This window comes from Leptospiraceae bacterium (assembly GCA_024233835.1).
Lineage (GTDB): Bacteria > Spirochaetota > Leptospiria > Leptospirales > Leptospiraceae > JACKPC01.
In genome coordinates this window covers 1,088,004-1,104,876 of sequence record JACKPC010000001.1, presented here as the reverse complement: position 1 = coordinate 1,104,876, position 16,873 = coordinate 1,088,004, and the positions used below count along the sequence as shown (strand labels likewise).

Genomic DNA, 16,873 nt, shown 5'->3' with positions numbered 1-16,873 from the left:
AAAAGGGGATACACATGAAGCTTAAACCAAATTGCCTCGAGTTTTATGATATCGGAGAGCTGATAACCTTTATAGAAAGGTTTCATCTGAATAACTGTTTTCAACTGGCAAACCAATTAATCGATAATTCGGGAACCGTTATGGTTAAATCTCATTCCCTGATCAGTGATGCCATCTTAAAACGCCTGATTTCTATACAGGAAGATTTTGAGCCTACCTTTAAAATTCTTATTAACCGTGATCTTCAAAACCGTTTGAACCCTATTCTGGCTAAAAAAATCTATAAAAGAATTGATGTTCAGGATAATACAATAGCTAATTTCTTATTAAATAATTCAGAAAGGAAGGTGGATATACTCAGTCTTATAGAGAATGCCTTTACCGATCCTGCGATTTCCTTAGCTCTTCTATATTTTTATACCACTGAGCCGGAGTTCTTTAACTATATGGCTGACATGGGACTTCTCACCATGTCGATTACCCTGCAAAATCCGGAGTATTTCAAATTCTTAACCCGTTACTCTTTTTTATCAGGTCTTTTCTGTGATCTATCTATGGCCGGTAGTAATTTTTATAAGATTCAGAATTTTACCGAAGCACAATTCAAAGAGCTTTCTTCTATCTCGGCACATTTTTGTGACAAGATAAACCTTCCTTACGAAGTAGTCTCAATAGTAGAGACACCGGTAATAACCATTGTTGATGATGCAAAGCCCGTTCACATAAATATGGATAATTTGAAAGAAAATGTGTTTTTTAGAGAAGTGAGTCGAACCGCTCCTTCTCAGAGAGATGAGTTTTCCGAAGAAGTCATTCGTCATGTATTGGAAGCTATGAAAATAGCCAGATTCATTAAAGAGATGAATCGGAGACTCGGTGAGGATAAAGACCCGGGTTCCAAAATTCTTACTATGTTTTCTTACAATATTGAGAAAGGTTTTTTTGAAGGACAACTTCCTAAAAAAGTAGTTTCACGTTTCAAACAATATAGCGAACTTTTGGACAATATAAAACGGATTGCAGAAATAGAAAAATCCTGTCCTTTTGAATCTGCCTGGGCCTATCCGAAACCCCGTTCTACTCAGGTTCTCTGCCAGAAGAAGTTAGAGAAATGTCCTTTAAGTATTCGGGGTAGGGATATAAATATTGTGAATCCATTAAATCCTTTCGGATATATAGGAAAGCGTATGGAAAAAGGTTATTATCCCAAATGTAAACTGGAAGCCAAATTAGTTAAACCTGCGAAAAATGTAGTGGAACAAATTGAAAAAGAAGAGAAAAGCGAAACTCCCGAAGTAGTATAATTCAAATATATTCTATAAATATTATATATGGAAATTGCAAAAAAACGACCCAAGAAAGCCGGCCTGCCTCCCGGAACCATTATACCGAGTGGAGAAATTAGCACCAGGGATGAGTTTAAAATTATTTCTTACAATCCTGTTGAATTTTTGGAAGAACAATATACTTCTCAAAGTATACCGAAACAACATGCAGAAGGACTTGTTAATTGGTGCTGTATCGAGGATACACAAAATCCTATAATGTTAGAAAATATAGGAAAAGCATTTTCTCTACACCATCTTATTTTAGAAGATATAGCCAATACGGAACAGAGGGTCAAGTTGGAAGATTATGACCAGAGTCTATTTGTTGTAGTAAATATGATCAATTATGATCCTGTGAAGAATTATTTACAAAAAAAACAGATTAGCTTTGTCTTGTCGGACCATGTTCTGCTTTCTTTTGAAGACTCCTCTAAAGAGAGCTATTTTGCGATTATTCAGGACAGGATCAAAAATAGTCGGGGACAAATCCGAAAAAAAGGAATTGATTATCTCCTTTATTCTTTGATCGACTTTGTTGTGGATAATTATTTTAACCTGATAGAAAGTATAGAAGAAGAAATTCGGTTCTTGCAGGATAGTATTTTAAAACAACCTAAAGAATCCGATTTAAATGAAATCAACCGATTGAAAAAACTTCTGGTTCAAGTTCGAAGAATGATTCAACCCCTGGAAAACGTTTTACCGGAACTATCCAGACTCGGAGCGTCTTATATAAAAAAAGAAAATACAGTATATTTTCGGGATATACTGGACCATGTATCCATAGTACTTTCAAATTTGGATAGTTTAAAAGAAGAATTAAATGTTATTCTTGAAATTTATTTAACCCGGATTAGTATGAAGCTAAACGAGGTAATGAAAGTTTTAACTTTAATATCTACCATCTTTATTCCTCTAACTTTTATTGCAGGAATTTATGGAATGAATTTTAGATACATGCCGGAATTAGAAGTTAAATATGCCTACCCCATAACCCTGACTGCTATGGCTGCACTGGCTTTGAGTATGGTATCTTTCTTCAAATGGAAGAAGTGGATTTAATCTTAAAACAAGAAAAGGAGAAAACATGGAAGAATCTATCAAATGCATTGATTGTAATTATATCTATCCTCAACTTGCCTGTGCGTATATGATGATGGAAGGAGAGGAAGTTGCTTTTGTGGAGAATAATACAGCGAAAGCAGCTCCGATTCTTTATGATGAATTGGAAAAAGCAGGGAGAAAACCGGAAGATGTTCGTTTCTTAATTATTACCCACGTTCACTTAGATCATGCAGGCGGAACTTCTGAACTACTCTCCCGTTTTCCTAATGCTACAGTTTTAGCTCACCCAAGAGCAGCACCCCATATCATTAATCCTAACAGGTTGATACAGAGTGCTAAAATGGTCTACGGTGAAGAATCATTTAACGAATTGTATGGAACCATTCAGGCTGTCGATGAAAAACGAGTTCGCATTATGCAGGATGGAGAAGTATTAAAATTAGGAGAAAGAAACTTAAGTTTTATTTACACAAAAGGACATGCCAATCATCATTTTGTGATTCACGATTCAAAAACAAACGGAATTTTTACCGGAGATTCTTTCGGTATAGCCTATCCTGCCTTACAAAAAGGAAACTCAAATTTTCTCTTTCCTACCAGTACTCCTACAGACTTTGATCCACAGGAAGCTCTTCTCTCCGTTGATAAGATACTGGAGACCGGGGCCGATAAAGCTTATCTGACACATTTCGGAATCTGGGAAGACATAGAAGAAGGAGCAAGGCAAATGAAATTTGCTTTAGCTGAATATTCGGATATATTAAAGGAGGCATCCTCACCGGATAAAGTAAAAGAAGACGAAGTGGATAACTTTTGCCTGGAAAAGGTTTACCAATTTATGGAAGAAGAAGTTTTAAGAAGGGAAATCAAATTGAACGAAACCGAACAGGAACTGGTGGGGATGGATATCAAGATGAATGCAATGGGAATCGCGTATTCTGCGAAAAGATTAAGAAAGAGAAAATAAGCTGTCAAGCACCATCGGGACTTCGATCTACCCAGTCTCCGATGGTATACAGCCCTTCCGTAAAGTAAAACTACATCACCATAGATATGGCCTGACCCAGACCGACCATAGCACCCAAAACCGCCCCGATAAGAATGAGTAGAAGTTCGTCTTCCTGAAAAGCTGAACGAAGAACACTTTCAAATTCGGGAGGATCCAGATAACGCATTTTTTCATACATGGTCTTTTCAAAATCCAGAGCCGCACTTACATACTCTTCAATAGTTTCTATAGAACGGGGTGCAATCTCCATCATTCTGTCGATAATTTGCTTCTTCACATTCTGGTATTTCGCAGGTCCGATGGTTAAGGAGATTATCGGTTGTGCAGAAGTGGCTGTGTTTTCTACGGCTTTAATAGCCGCACTCTGAACAATATTGTACACCTCATCAGCAGCTTTACCATAGAAAATTTCTTTCAGAACCGCTCTGGCAGTTAATATCCTTGTGGCTACCATGTGTGCATATTGCTTGGCTACCTCATCCTGACGTTTTAAGAAAAGTCCCTGGTATTTAATAAAACCAAGATATTTCTTTTCATAGAGAGGTCTGAAAATCATATTAATTGCCAGCCAGTTCGTTAAATATCCCACAATAATTCCCTGGATAGGAAGAGTCCACCAGATTGGAAAGAATAACCAGAATATCATTTGAATCAGACCGAGAAGAAACCCAAAGTAAAAACCACTTCTTTCTATAAATTTGAATTCGGGAGCACCAATACTCTGAAACATTTCTACAATAAGCGTCACATTGTCCCCGGTGAGGCTTTTCAAGACCAGCCCTTTTATATCAAAAACCTGGTAGATATTCTTACGAACATTCATGATGATAGTACGAATGCCACCAGGAATTTGGGCTTCTGCTGTTGTATAAATTTCCTGCTTCACTCTATCCGGAAGTATAGACCAGAGGTTAGGGTTTATGTCGTTTACTATATCCTGGGTCACTTCTCGTATCATCTTGGAAAGGATAGGCTTTAATTCACTTTCAATACCTTCCGGTTCTACTCTATCGAATACCTCTTCAATCTTTAAAAGTCTGGTTGTAATAATATCTACAGACTTACTGGCCATTTTATGGGCCTTTCTGGGGATGATCCCCTGCCATCCAATATAAGGAGGAATCCCCCAAAACTTCAAAGGGTAAAAAGTCATTTTTAAGGCTACCCAGTTGGTAAACCATCCAACAAAACCATATGTAAATGGCATCATTAATACGCTTATCAGTTCTCTGTGCTTGGCTAAAAACTCCATCATACCCGTCCCGTTATTGTTCTATATTTTTCAACTTTGCCCATCCAAGTTTAACATGGCAAATACTATTTTCAGAAAGAAGGATATTCACATTTTGAAAACATATACTTTTAACACAAATGAAAAAATAAACCTATAGGAATTTCTTGTAAACCCTCTCTACTTAAAATAGGAAGGTGTATGGCTTTGCATTTTTAAAGGAGAATATATGCTGGAAGAATTGTTAGAAAAACTTCACCTGACAACGAAGAATGCTTATGACTATTCGAGAAAGAATAAATCAAAAAAGAAGAAACTGAAAAAGAAATTCATTTATAAAAATAGGGTTAGAGAGTCTGTCTTTTTTATGCTAAGTCTGAATGGTTCCTATATTATCAGTCTCAGCTGCATGGTATTATTTAGAGACGGGCTTATTAGGAGCGAAACTTATGTAAAAATTTTATTTGCTTATACCTGCCTTACCGTTCTTTTAGGAGTTTTTTATCTACCTTATAAACTCAAACACTATGGGCTGAATAGGAAAAAGTTAATATATAATCTCAAAATGGGAAGCCTTCTGGGTTTAATAGGACTTATACTGGCGGTTCTTATCCGTATTAGCCTTGTAAAATCGGGAAGATTGGAATTTCGGTTTCGAGCCATTCCCGAGTGGGAGTTCTTCCTTTACCCATTTAGCGTAATGGCTCAGGAAACAATGATTCGAGGCTATTTACAATCCTATTTTATCTCCTTATTTGATGGTAGTAAAAAAAATGAATTTGTAGCGATATTTTTGTCTTCAATTATTTTTGGAATAATGCACCTGATGTATGGATTCATACTGGCAGGTCTTGCCTTTCTTTTTTCAATTATTCTCGGTTACTTTTACAGAAAATCTGAATCTCTCGTAGGAGTCTTGATCATACATTTTATGACAGGTACGGCTATGTTCTATTTTAAACATTAATTCTGTTCCAAGAGAAGTGGTTGAAAGAATAGCCCCTAAAAATATGCTGAATCGGGGAGTTTATATGGACAGTTATAAGAATTTAGAAGCGGAAAAACCCAAAGGCATGTACAGATACTTTAAATTTGCCTGGGATTTATTCATGGTCACAGTCGTCCTTGTGAATATAAGCCTTATTTTATTCGGACTTACCTATTTCTGGCTTCGCCCGTTTTATTTTAATTTCTTTCCTAATAGTTTTTTATTTAAGGAAAAGTTATTATCTGCCAAATACTTCAGTAAGGATCCGGATGACGCAAACCGTAAAATGTCGTTTGAAGAAGCAGTCTTTGGCATGGAACCTCACAGAACTACGGATTATTATATCCGCTTTGTCGAAGAATATAAGAAACTCTTAAAACTTCAGGATCCTACGGAAAGAAATAAAGAACGAGAGGAAATCTTAAAGAAAATGAATCTCCTTTTACCCAAAATTCTTTCTGTAAAATCATCCAATGAATTTCAAAAAGCCAGGGAAGATTTTTCAAAAACTATCGTATTAGAACCGGGGGACCTGAAAGATAGAAATCTTCAGGGGATCTTCACCCGTCTGAATATCCATATCGATGGAATCATTAAAAATAAAGATACGGAATCCTATTACGAACTCCTTGATAATTATGAAAAATATGGAAATATGGGAAATGAAAAAGGATCTCAAAAGGAGCTGGATAAGGTTTTAGCCAAGCTCGATTCCCAAATGATTCGGATTACGTCTGAAAATCCCTTTGAAAGTTCGGGTCAGAATCATTTATTTAAAGAAATTCAGCATATTGGAAAATCGAGATATGATAAGGTTAAAACCAATAAACTGGATAAGGAATTAAGAGCGGCTATTGGTGCTGCGAATCCCGGAACTCATATACCCTCTACAGCAGTTGCGTTTCACTGGTTTTGGAAAACGGATAGTATCAACTTACAGGAGAAATTTAAAGTTTTTAATACAGAGATTCGTCCCAGATTGGCTATCAACTATTTTCGACAATTAGATATGTCAGGGAAACCTGTAGACAGATTCATGGTTTTAGACACTCCTTTTTTCATTTTTTTCATCCTGGAATTTCTGATTAGCTGGTTTCATTCGGTTCGCCGAAAAGAATATATCGCCTGGTTTCTTTATCCTCTTTATCACTGGTACGATGTTGTAGGTTTAATTCCTTTTGCTTATTTTCGAATCTTCAGGCTGGTCAGGGTATATACAGCTTATAAAATTCTGAAAGAAAGTGAATTCACTAATGTAGGAGATGATGTTGTTACGAAAACCATCAAAGCTTACTCCGAGATTATTAAAGAAGAACTTTCAGATATGGTTACCATTCAGATCCTGACAGAAGCCCAGGCGGAAGTTCGTTCGGGTAATTCCATGGAAATTGTTACCGACACCCTGAATAATAAACGCGATGAGATAAAAAAAGTTGTGGTGAATAAGCTGGCTAGTTCGGCAAGTAATGATAGGGTTGAGAAAAATACACGGGAATTACTTTCAAAAATTACCTCGACTGTTTCTCAAAAACTCGGAGGACTCTTCCCTGAGAAAATAGTAACCGAAATCGGCATTGCTATTTTTCACTCGGTTTCTCTTACTATCTCCAATATCGTTCGAGATAAAAATTCCAAGCGTGCGATTGAAGACCTCGTGGACCTCATTATCGATGAGATTAATGAAGGAGCCAAAGATGAAGAGCTAAATGAACTCAACCAGAGCATAACCATCGAGTTTATAGAAAATATGAAAAAATCTGTGGCAGTAAAAAAATGGGCACAAAAACACGCAGAGACAGTAGAGACGTGATAATTCACGACCCCTGAGCGAACGCAGAGAGCCGAAGGGCGGCTCTCGGCTCGCCTGCTAAACTTTCACTCAAAAGGTTTTACTCGAATTTTCTTAGAAATAGCTCTTTCATAGACCACCCGGTATTCTTTCACCCGATTTGTCCAGGTCCAATCCTGAGACATTACATTTTGTCTAACCCTATCGAACTTTGGTTTATCGTAATAGAGGGAGTTAGCTCTTTCCATGGCATAATTCAGGGAATGATCCTGTCCCGGTTCAAAGACAAGTCCGGTCTGATGTTCAATCTCATAGCTTTCATGGACTGTATCTTTCAGACCTCCCACTCTCGAAACAATAGGAATGGTTCCATAAGCATGACTATAAAGCTGGTTTAATCCGCAGGGTTCAAAAAGAGAGGGCATGATAAAGAAATCAGAAGCAGCTTCTACTTTTCTGGCCAGATCCTCCGAAAAACCCCTATAAAAATAAAGTCTCTGATGGTTATGGTGGGATTGCTCAAATAGGGCATTTTCCAGATTTACATCCCCGGTTCCTAAAACAAAATAATAAAAAGGTAATTGCCATTTCCAGAAGAAGGAATTTAAAAAAGTTGCAATTCCCTTCTGGTAGGACAGGCGACCCACAGAACCAATAAGGGGGCGGTTTATATCTATATGTAAACCGTATTCCTGGTAAAGTGCCAGTTTATTACGGTGTTTTCCTTCTTTTACAGTTTCTTTATTGTAATTGAAGTAGATCTTTTTATCCAGTTCCGGGTTCCATTCTTTCTCATCGATTCCATTTAATATACCGGTAAGGGAATCCTGTCTTTGTTGCAAAAGCCAGGAAAGAAAATATCCATTGGGCTCAGAAAGGATTTCATCCCGATACCCCGGACTTACCGTGGTTATCTCCTGGGCATGTTGCAGGGCTCCTCTCATGTAATTCACTTTACCCAGATGCTCTAGATTTTCCGGTATCAAAAAGAAAGGATCCGAACGAAGAAAACCGGTCATTTCAAAGGGGTGATCCCCCTGATGGGACATATTATGAATGGTAAAACAGGTGGGAAAACCTTCCGGTCTGGTAGAACTGATTACTGAGCAAAGTGCAGTATGCCAGTCATGAGAGTGGATTAAGCTAACCTCAAGCTGTTCGGCTAAATGGAAGCAGGCATAAGAGAAAACTGCAAAGTTGTAGTGCTCATTTGCATTTTCATAAATGGTATATAAATCCCGAAAAATAGGAGAATCAAAGAAATAAAGCTTTACATCTCCCGCTTTTGCTTCTCTGAATTTTGAATTCTCAAGAATATTAGAAGCATTAGAACCATAAGAGTCATGAGGAGAAATGCAAGAAAGTTCTCTTCCTGTAAACTCGATATGTCCCCTAATATTTCGAATTAGGGGAAGTGCAATGAATACTTCGTTTTCTTTCGCCTGGGTTTTGGATAAGGAGGCCAGCATATCAGACAGGCCTCCAACTTTCACGTAAGGAAAGAGTTCAGCAGTAGTATGTAAAATTCTCATTTAGATTTATTATTATATTCCTGTATTTTTCCTACAAACTTCACGAGGTTATCGGCTTTCGCTTTAAATATCTTGGAGCCTTTTGTTTTTAAATTATTATACAAGGTCAGTCTTTTATTTTTCTTTGAAGTAATTTCTTTTCTCTCTTCAAGGAGAATCTCCCGTTCTTCTTTCTTTAAACCGGAAGAAAACGGATTACTAATTTTAAGATAGGCTTTTTCTACATAACTATAGCGACGTTCTTCACAGCGGATGATCTTGTCTGTTACTGATTGCATACAAACTAAACCAAGCAAATTCTGCACCATTTCGCGAAATGGACTCACAAAAACCTGTTTAAATTCTGCGGCACTATTTACCGTATTATAAGAGCCATCGGAAGCTTCCGCAATTTTTTTCAATTCTGCCTCTATATTCTTTGGAACACCGAGACCGATAACCGAAAGTTTAACGGAACGTTCCAGGGAATTTAGAGCCACCAGTTCTCTTGCTTTTGCAATTGGGTCGCCCTGACAACTTTCCACTCCATCGGTGACCAACATAATAGTAAATTTTCCCTTTTTTTTCTGAATTTTCTCAGCCAGGATTTCTAGAGAACGGGCAATGGGAGTCGCACCACTCGGATTTAATGTTTGAATTTGTTCCTGAAGGGTTTTACGCTTTAGTCTTTTAAAAGGTGACTGTAACTCTTTGAGATCTTCGCAGGCGTTGTGTCCGTATACATAAACTCCAAAACGCATGGGGTTTTCTTCGTAGGCACTACTAAATTGTTCTGGAAGATTTTTAATATAATCACTTAGAATTTCTTTTGCTACTTCCATTCGAGACTTGTCTCCCAGCTTCTCCTGCATACTACTACTCTGATCGATCAGGTAAATAAAATGCTCATTTCCTTCCAGACCGTTCAGGGAGACATCTTTACATTGTGAGCTAAATTTCGTATATTTGCATTCATCTTCACCTGCGTTTAAACTTGTGGAAAGGTTTTCAACCGCATCGGGTATGGAATCAGAATCACTATCCTTCAGAATCTCTGCTCCTCTTTTCATCTGTCCGATTAGAACAGAGCTGAGTAGGAGGCTAAAAAATAGGATCCCAATAATAAATTTATTTATTTGCCATTTCTTCATGTTTATACCTCTTGCTTGTTTTTTCCGCGCTATGCTTCTGGAATGCTTATTAGACAAAAAAACATGCGTTTTCGCTTTTTAGAGCTAATTCCAAAATCTCAGGTAATGATACTTAAAATACAACATGTATTTCTCTAGTTTTCGTGTATTTCCATCGCTGTCAATTAAAACAGATATTATAGCTTTGAAAACAGATATTTACAGGGCAGCTCAATGCAATAGTTCTTTTAGACTGATAAAGATCATAAAGCATGCTTATCAACTTTAGAAACGGCAAGGGACTTTATACTTATGTGCACACTCGCTTTACTCAGAATTATGTCCGTTTTAAAAAAATCTCAGATTTTAATTTTTTTTCTAAAAATAGAGTCCAAACTTCATTTTTCAAACCCTTTATAGTAGAGGGTCACATGAACCCAAAAAACCTTTGATGAAGTGTTTAAAAAAAGAGCTATAGCCTTTTTCTCCAGGTTCGCAAAGGTAGAAACAGAATTTGAATTGCACAGGCTTCCGAGAAAACTCGATGTCCTTGTGATAGAGAGTGATAAACCTATAGGGAAGCACCTTGACTTAATGAATTATTTTCAGGAATTTAATATCATCGAATTCAAGTCTGAAAGCCAGGGGGTGAAACTACAGGATATTTACAAAACTTTGTATTATATCTCGGCTTTTGTCCTACGGAAAAAAGAGAAGGTAAGCTTAAGCTTTACTCTTATCACAACCCAAAAACCCCAACGATTTTTAGAGACATATCATTTCTTAGAGAAGAGAAAAGGACTTTTTGTCATGGAGAATCCAGGAATAACAAAGATACATTGCATCGTAGTTTCTGAACTGGAGAAAAAGACTGACCGGGAACTGGAGTTCTTGCAAATATTTAAAGCAAAGAAACAGAGAGAAGAGATAATCCGGGAAGCCATAGAAAAAGGCTTCGGAGAGAACTTGAAAGACAGTTTTTTACTTTACAGAGAAGAAGTAGAGTTTATACTAAAGGAAATGGGAAAGAACATGACGGCCATAGAAGAAAGAGTTTGGGAACTAGCTGAAGAGTTTGGAATCCGGGAAAAAAGCATTCAGGAGGGAATTCAAAAAGGTATACTTCTGACTCAAAAGTGCGAAAAACGAGCAGAGCATAAAAGTAAGCTAAGGACTGCAATTAATGTGAAGAAAGAAGGAGCTGAGCTGAAATTCATTTCCCGTATTGTAGAACTTCCGGAAGCCTATTTGGAGAGATTTTTTAAGAAAGTCTAACAGTAGTAATTAATACTCAGTATTTACTTTCAGACTGCCAGATTTTGTATCAGCAATATTTCTTTTGTTCCCGTGTAAACCTCAATGCAATAGTTCATTTAAACTGATAAAACGAATTAAAAGACGGGAGAGTAAAACATGATCCTCATGTTTTTGGAGAATGAAATGGCTGATTCGTTCCGGTATCTTCCTGGAAATATTTCTCAAAGAACTCTCAATAAAGCTCTTATTTTCCATATTATTTAAGTAGGAAGCTACACTGATATATTCTCTCCTTTTTAAAAAGGAATTATCGGGAAGATACTGAAGTTTTTTCATGGTATAATTGATTACATGCTGAAGGCGGTATAAAACATTTCCGCTGCTGGCCTTTCCTCCCGTACCCGAACGCCTTATACGACTAAATTCCGGGTGATACTGGTTCCAGTAATGATTGTATAACCTGTCCATGCTTCTCAGATCTTTGGAAGTATCGAGGGCAGCTTTTTTTATTTCCCTATCCAGAAAGGGAACCAGGCAGGGTACAGTAGATAGACTTCCTGTAGGACCTGTAGAAAGCAGACAACGGGTTCGGGTATAATGTCCTATTGCTTCGAGGAGATCTTCATGTGTTTGACTATAAGCTTTCAGAAACTGAACAATCGCTCGCATTTTTTTGCGTATTTCCACTTTCTCATCTTTTCCAATTAGCTCCTGCATATAAAAATCTGTAACCGATTCTCTTTGAGAATAGAGTCTTTCTTCATAGGATCTCATACTTTGGAAAGGATGATTATAATTTCCCTGCATATAGATGTATTTTAAAACGGAAATTGGATCTTTGCCACCCTCAAAATAGTAGGTTCCACCTAAGATGGTATCCCCGGCGCATCCATCTACATAGTATGCCGGTTTTTGCTCGTTTATCAGATAATGTAAAAAAAGCAGGTGGGAGTATTCCAGACTATTTAAGTTTCGAAATGTATGCCTGAGATTTGTGTGGAATAGAGCGAGAGCATTCTGGGGAAAACCCATAACATTTAAACTAAGCCCGGCCAGTTCTGCCGCTTTTTTTGCCAGGTTTGTATCCCTGCTATTGTCACGGTTCTGAAAATGTAAAAGTTCAGGGTTCCGATAGGACAAAAAAGCAAGGATGAGTCTGGAATCGTAACCCCCTGACAATCCCAGCATATACTTTTTTTCCGGCATAAGAGAGAAATAGGATTCCAGGGCTATATGTATGCGTTCGGTACTTTCTATGATGTCGCAGTGCCTTTCTCCTACAGATACGTATTTATACCACATTTTATCAGTTTTGGTTAATTGTCTGCTTTGGGTATGAATACAAATAAATTCTTCCGGCATTAGTCTCTGTATATTCTCAAACAGAGAAGGAGAAAAGGGTAGATAACCAAATTTCAAATACTCAATACAGGCGAGATAAGACACGTTCTCTTTTGAAGATATAGAGAATTGGTTGTCGCTAATCTCGATTTCCTCATCATCTACCCTGTAAAATAAAGGGTTAATCCCCATATTATCCGTTTTCAGGTATAGATTTAAGGACTTCTTATCATAAACAGCAAGAGAAAAAAGTCCGCCCCGTATGCAGCTAATGGCGGCCTCGACTCCAATCTGGTTCAATTTTTCAGAGAATTCATCAAGGTTTTTTGCAGTATCTATACTAAGAGCCGAATCAAGATAAAAATTCCCCTGAAGGCATATAACATAGTTTTCTAATTTTCTAAAAAAGAAAGATACACTATCTTTAGGAATACGGGAATATATTGCCAGATTCCCCTCGCTAAATAAAAGAGTTTTAGAAACAGGGGGCTCTACACTTTCTTTTTTCAGATGAATTCGAAAACTATTTTTTAGAAGCATTGGATTGCACTGATTATGTTTAGACCCCTTGCATTTAACAAGGCTTTTTCTTTGGAAACAAGTTTTCCGATTCCAAAAAATGTAAGATTATATCAAGGACTTCCTTACGTTTTTCAAAATGGGGAACATGCTGACATTTATCGATGAGTTTTTTTTGCACCTTCGCATTTTTTAGCTCAAGGGCAAGATCCTCCAAATGACTTGATGCAAAATATTGATCATTTTTTCCCTGCATAAGAAGAACCGGACATACCACATTTTCCATAAAGGATTCAATACTCCAGTATTTAAACTCCTCGGTTAACCAGGTGTCATGCCAGGCATGAAACAGATCTACAGTCTTATCTCCATGGTATCTTTCCAGCCTACTTCCCAGATCGGTCATAAGATAAGCAAAACCAACTTCTCGTATAGCAGAACGAGTAAGCTCTTCACAATAAATATGGGCTGACTCTGAAATAACAGCCCTGACTCTATCCGGAAACCTTGAAGCGAATAATAAAGCAATACTCGCTCCATCACTGTGACCTATAAAAATTACTTCCCTAGATGGAAGTTGATTTAAAACCTGGGGTAAAATTTCAAAAGCTTCTATTTCGAGATAATCAATCTCTCTCTTCTTTAAAAACGGAGCTGATTTTCCATGACCGAATCTATCGTATAAAACTCCGGGAAGGCAGGCTTCTTCGCATAGCCTCTCCGGGAAGGTTTTCCATTGTTCTACTGAACCCAGTCCTTCATGCAAAAAAAGCAGGAAGGGCTTTTCCGGATCCATGAGATTACGGTTCAGGAAACGAAGATAGAGTTTTCCACCCTGAATTTCAAGATATTCTTCTACTTTGAGTCCCATCTCAGGAATAAATTTTTTTTAAATCAGCAATAATATTTTTCTGCATAGCTTCATTCGTTCCACCCCCTATGGATAGAAGTATCGAATCTCTATGCAGCCTTTCAATCGGATATTCCCGGCAATAACCATAACCACCTAAGACTTGAATTGCATTTCTCGATACAGTTTCGGCCATACGTGTGGCTACTAATTTTGCAGAAGCCGCCCCAAGAGAATTACGAGAAGAAGGATGGATTTTGGAAGCTACCTCATAAACCAGGGCCCTGGCCGCAGAACAATCAGCATAAGATTCTGCAATTAAACGTTGCATTTGCCCGAACTCACTTAACTTTTTCCCGAAGGCTTCCCTGTGTCGAATCGCATAATCACACATAATCTCAATGGAACGAAGAGCGATACCCAGAGACTGAGCCGCAAGAGTAACCCTCTCGATTTCCAGGTTGCGCATCATGTGACCGATAGCTCCATTTTCTTCCCCGATTAAATTTTCTTCGGGAACTTCCATGTCCTCAAAAATGAGCTGAGTGGTTGGAGAAGCTCGCATTCCCAGTTTTTCTTCTTTCTTTCCTACACTGAAACCGGGGAAACCTGATTCCACAATAAAGGCTGTGGTTTTTTTGTTATCCTTACTGTCCATTTTTGCATAGACCAGGAATACCGAACCAATATTTCCATTTGTAATATATTGTTTGGTGCCATTCAGTATGTATTTATTTCCTTTTTTAACAGCAAGGGTGCTCATTCCCAGAACATCAGTACCGGCTCCGGGTTCTGTCATGCCCATCCCGGCTATCCATTCCCCGGAAATCACTCTGGGTAAATAACGCTTTTTTTGTTCTGCATTGGCACTATTATTCAGATTGTTTACAAATAAAACTTCATGGGCAAGATAGGATAAAGTGAAACCCGGATCGTATTTAGACATTTCTTCATGAATAATTACAGCTGCAACAGGATCCAGGCCAAGCCCCCCATCTTTTTCCGGAACGGTTACTCCTAAAAGCCCCAGTTCTCCGGCTAACTGACTGAAGAGCTTGTGATTAAAACTTTCCTGTTCATCGTTTTCTTTTGCCTGTTCATCGAGGCGAGCTTTCGAAAAACGCGCAATATTATTTCTTAGCTCAAGGTGAGCTTCTGTAGGATTATAAAGGTCAAATGATTGGCTCATGGAAACAAGCATTCATCGGGTAAAGAAATAAGGATAGTTTTTTTCTCGTATTAGAAAAAAACATTTTCCAAAAAAAAGAAAGTCGAAAATGATTCATTGTAATGGGATATGATGGAATAGAAAGAAGAAAAAGCCCCCGGTTTTTATTTGAAACCTATGGTGAAATGAATGGGGAGTTAGAAGGGAAACCTTTAAGCATTTATATAGAAAATATCGGAAGTGGAGGGGCTATGGTCTTTTCTTCCTATCGTCCCGTAGAAAATGAAAGGTTACGAATTCAATTTATACGACAGGAAAGGGAATTTTTCTTGAATGCACACTGTATTTCCCACAAAGAGATTTCAGAGAAACGACAGCACATCCTGCAAATTGCTAAAAACATGGATTTTGTTTACAGACTCAATTTGAAATTTGAAAACAAGCTCAGCAAAGAAGATATGGAGTTTATTGGGGAGATGAGTCATGGATGAAATTCCTTCCTTTCTAAAAGATAATCAAAAAATATATGAAGAATACTTTGATAAGGATTTTACTAAAAGCCTCATTGAAAATGTGGTAGCCCCTTTAAATGACTATTACTTTCGAACTCGCATGATCGGCTTTGACACTTTACCGGAAAGAAATAATCCGGATAGGCCTCTTATTTTTATCAGCAATCATTCAGGGATGGCTTTTCCCTGGGATGCAATGGTTTTTGTAGGTTCGTACTACCTTAAATGTGGTTTTAGTTTTAAGAATAATATGAGAGCATTAGCAGCTCCAATGCTATCTGCCTCCAATTTAATGTGTCCATATATGATTCCAAATTTTTGGAAGCGTGTAGGAGGAATCGATGCCACACTGGAAAATTTCGAAACCATGATGCATCAAAAAGATTCTAATATACTCATATATCCGGAAGGTGTTCCGGGCATTGGAAAGGGTTTTAATCGACGTTATCAATTACAGAAATTTTCAACTTCTTTTCTCCGGATGAGTATTAAGTATAAAACAGACATCATCGTTGTGTCTACCGTAAATGCTGAATATATTAATCCTTACAGCTATAATAATCATACCATCAATAAATTAGTTCAAAAAATGGGTTTACCCTTTTTACCCCTGGGTCTTCTTACTCTTTTCATCCCTCTGCAACCCTGGTTTTTTTATATCGGTCTACCGGCTAATCTCACCTATGTAATGGGGCCGAGAATCAAACCTTACGAAATGCTGGACAAGCCCCTGGAGAAAATCCGCAAACCTGAACTCAGGGAATTACGAGATAAGGTTCTTTCTATTTTCCAGGAACACCTCGACGAGAGTGTGGAAACCTACGGGCAAAAACCCTTTGAATTCAAACGTTACTTTCTTTTGAGTCTAAAAAATTTGAATAAAATCCCCCTGGTGTCTCCCTCGGGATGGCCTATTCTATTCATGGAATTTTTACGACAGTATAAAAAAAAGAAAGAACAGCTAAAATTTAAAGTAGGTTTCGGAAGTTTCTTAAAGGGAATCTTATTTAACCCTTTTTCATTGTTTTATTATATTCCCCTATTAGGTCTTATTCCACTCATCTGGAAGGGATATAGGGATAACAATATTAAAGAACTCAGGGAAAGAAAAAGGCATCTATAAAAAGAAAGGGACCCTTATAAAAAGTAAAGAAGAAGAAAACACTTTTTATAAA

Annotated in this window: 14 protein-coding genes; 8 read left to right on the top strand and 6 right to left on the bottom strand. The window is 37.6% G+C overall.

Annotation, left to right across the window (positions count from 1 at the left end):
- Window positions 1-14: 14 nt before the first annotated feature.
- The 3 genes from H7A25_05100 to H7A25_05090 are packed head-to-tail and all read left to right on the top strand — an operon-like array spanning window position 15 to window position 3,360.
- Window positions 15-1,304, top strand: coding sequence for a hypothetical protein (locus H7A25_05100; protein MCP5499256.1), 1,290 nt, complete (start codon window positions 15-17; stop codon window positions 1,302-1,304).
- Window positions 1,305-1,331: 27 nt separating this feature from the next.
- The gene (corA, locus tag H7A25_05095) at window positions 1,332-2,390 is read left to right on the top strand and encodes a magnesium/cobalt transporter CorA (protein MCP5499255.1); all 1,059 of its coding nucleotides are present in this window, start codon (window positions 1,332-1,334) and stop codon (window positions 2,388-2,390) included.
- 25 nt (window positions 2,391-2,415) lie between these two features.
- The gene (locus H7A25_05090) at window positions 2,416-3,360 is read left to right on the top strand and encodes an MBL fold metallo-hydrolase (protein MCP5499254.1); all 945 of its coding nucleotides are present in this window, start codon (window positions 2,416-2,418) and stop codon (window positions 3,358-3,360) included.
- Window positions 3,361-3,430: 70 nt separating this feature from the next.
- On the opposite strand, the gene H7A25_05085 is transcribed toward H7A25_05090, so the two are convergent.
- A complete protein-coding gene (locus H7A25_05085) occupies window positions 3,431-4,612 on the bottom strand; it encodes a DUF445 family protein (protein ID MCP5499253.1) in 1,182 nt (393 codons plus the stop codon).
- A 250-nt stretch (window positions 4,613-4,862) separates the two neighbouring features.
- On the opposite strand from H7A25_05085, the gene H7A25_05080 reads away from it, so the two are divergent.
- Together H7A25_05080 and H7A25_05075 are read left to right on the top strand one after the other, a co-directional pair.
- The gene (locus H7A25_05080) at window positions 4,863-5,600 is read left to right on the top strand and encodes a CPBP family intramembrane metalloprotease (protein ID MCP5499252.1); all 738 of its coding nucleotides are present in this window, start codon (window positions 4,863-4,865) and stop codon (window positions 5,598-5,600) included.
- Window positions 5,601-5,664: 64 nt separating this feature from the next.
- Window positions 5,665-7,431, top strand: a complete 1,767-nt coding sequence (locus H7A25_05075) for a hypothetical protein (protein MCP5499251.1) — start codon at window positions 5,665-5,667, stop codon at window positions 7,429-7,431.
- A gap of 65 nt (window positions 7,432-7,496) precedes the next feature.
- On the opposite strand, the gene H7A25_05070 is transcribed toward H7A25_05075, so the two are convergent.
- Window positions 7,497-8,942 (bottom strand): glycogen synthase, encoded by a 1,446-nt coding sequence (locus H7A25_05070; protein MCP5499250.1) that lies wholly within the window; start codon window positions 8,940-8,942, stop codon window positions 7,497-7,499.
- Window positions 8,939-10,072, bottom strand: coding sequence for a VWA domain-containing protein (locus tag H7A25_05065; GenBank protein ID MCP5499249.1), 1,134 nt, complete (start codon window positions 10,070-10,072; stop codon window positions 8,939-8,941). The genes H7A25_05070 and H7A25_05065 overlap by 4 nt, the downstream gene beginning before the upstream one ends.
- A 435-nt stretch (window positions 10,073-10,507) precedes the next feature.
- Here H7A25_05065 and H7A25_05060 point away from each other — a divergent pair, with 435 nt between their 5' ends.
- The gene (locus H7A25_05060; protein ID MCP5499248.1) at window positions 10,508-11,326 is read left to right on the top strand and encodes a hypothetical protein; all 819 of its coding nucleotides are present in this window, start codon (window positions 10,508-10,510) and stop codon (window positions 11,324-11,326) included.
- An 81-nt stretch (window positions 11,327-11,407) separates the two neighbouring features.
- On the opposite strand, the gene H7A25_05055 is transcribed toward H7A25_05060, so the two are convergent.
- The 3 genes from H7A25_05055 to H7A25_05045 are packed head-to-tail and all read right to left on the bottom strand — an operon-like array spanning window position 11,408 to window position 15,219.
- On the bottom strand, window positions 11,408-13,189 hold the full coding sequence (locus tag H7A25_05055) for a hypothetical protein (GenBank protein ID MCP5499247.1): 1,782 nt from the start codon (window positions 13,187-13,189) through the stop codon (window positions 11,408-11,410).
- Window positions 13,190-13,223: 34 nt separating this feature from the next.
- Window positions 13,224-14,039, bottom strand: coding sequence for an alpha/beta hydrolase (locus H7A25_05050; protein MCP5499246.1), 816 nt, complete (start codon window positions 14,037-14,039; stop codon window positions 13,224-13,226).
- 1 nt (window position 14,040) lies between these two features.
- On the bottom strand, window positions 14,041-15,219 hold the full coding sequence (locus tag H7A25_05045; protein MCP5499245.1) for an acyl-CoA dehydrogenase family protein: 1,179 nt from the start codon (window positions 15,217-15,219) through the stop codon (window positions 14,041-14,043).
- An 89-nt stretch (window positions 15,220-15,308) separates the two neighbouring features.
- On the opposite strand from H7A25_05045, the gene H7A25_05040 reads away from it, so the two are divergent.
- Both H7A25_05040 and H7A25_05035 read left to right on the top strand, forming a co-directional pair.
- Entirely contained in the window at window positions 15,309-15,677 is a 369-nt protein-coding gene (locus H7A25_05040; protein ID MCP5499244.1) for a PilZ domain-containing protein, read from the top strand.
- Window positions 15,670-16,821, top strand: coding sequence for a 1-acyl-sn-glycerol-3-phosphate acyltransferase (locus H7A25_05035; protein MCP5499243.1), 1,152 nt, complete (start codon window positions 15,670-15,672; stop codon window positions 16,819-16,821). Before H7A25_05040 ends, H7A25_05035 begins: the two co-directional genes overlap by 8 nt.
- The last annotated feature ends 52 nt before the right edge of the window (window positions 16,822-16,873 follow it).

Excerpts from the sequence above, each read along its gene's own strand:
- H7A25_05100 (MCP5499256.1), top strand. The coding sequence starts at position 15 with ATGAAGCTTAAACCAAATTGCCTCGAGTTTTATGATATCGGAGAGCTG.
- corA (MCP5499255.1), top strand. The coding sequence starts at position 1,332 with ATGGAAATTGCAAAAAAACGACCCAAGAAAGCCGGCCTGCCTCCCGGA.
- H7A25_05090 (MCP5499254.1), top strand. The coding sequence starts at position 2,416 with ATGGAAGAATCTATCAAATGCATTGATTGTAATTATATCTATCCTCAA.
- H7A25_05085 (MCP5499253.1), bottom strand. The coding sequence starts at position 4,612 with ATGATGCCATTTACATATGGTTTTGTTGGATGGTTTACCAACTGGGTA.
- H7A25_05080 (MCP5499252.1), top strand. The coding sequence starts at position 4,863 with ATGCTGGAAGAATTGTTAGAAAAACTTCACCTGACAACGAAGAATGCT.
- H7A25_05075 (MCP5499251.1), top strand. The coding sequence starts at position 5,665 with ATGGACAGTTATAAGAATTTAGAAGCGGAAAAACCCAAAGGCATGTAC.
- H7A25_05070 (MCP5499250.1), bottom strand. The coding sequence starts at position 8,942 with ATGAGAATTTTACATACTACTGCTGAACTCTTTCCTTACGTGAAAGTT.
- H7A25_05065 (MCP5499249.1), bottom strand. The coding sequence starts at position 10,072 with ATGAAGAAATGGCAAATAAATAAATTTATTATTGGGATCCTATTTTTT.
- H7A25_05055 (MCP5499247.1), bottom strand. The coding sequence starts at position 13,189 with ATGCTTCTAAAAAATAGTTTTCGAATTCATCTGAAAAAAGAAAGTGTA.
- H7A25_05050 (MCP5499246.1), bottom strand. The coding sequence starts at position 14,039 with ATGGGACTCAAAGTAGAAGAATATCTTGAAATTCAGGGTGGAAAACTC.
- H7A25_05045 (MCP5499245.1), bottom strand. The coding sequence starts at position 15,219 with ATGCTTGTTTCCATGAGCCAATCATTTGACCTTTATAATCCTACAGAA.
- H7A25_05040 (MCP5499244.1), top strand. The coding sequence starts at position 15,309 with ATGGGATATGATGGAATAGAAAGAAGAAAAAGCCCCCGGTTTTTATTT.
- H7A25_05035 (MCP5499243.1), top strand. The coding sequence starts at position 15,670 with ATGGATGAAATTCCTTCCTTTCTAAAAGATAATCAAAAAATATATGAA.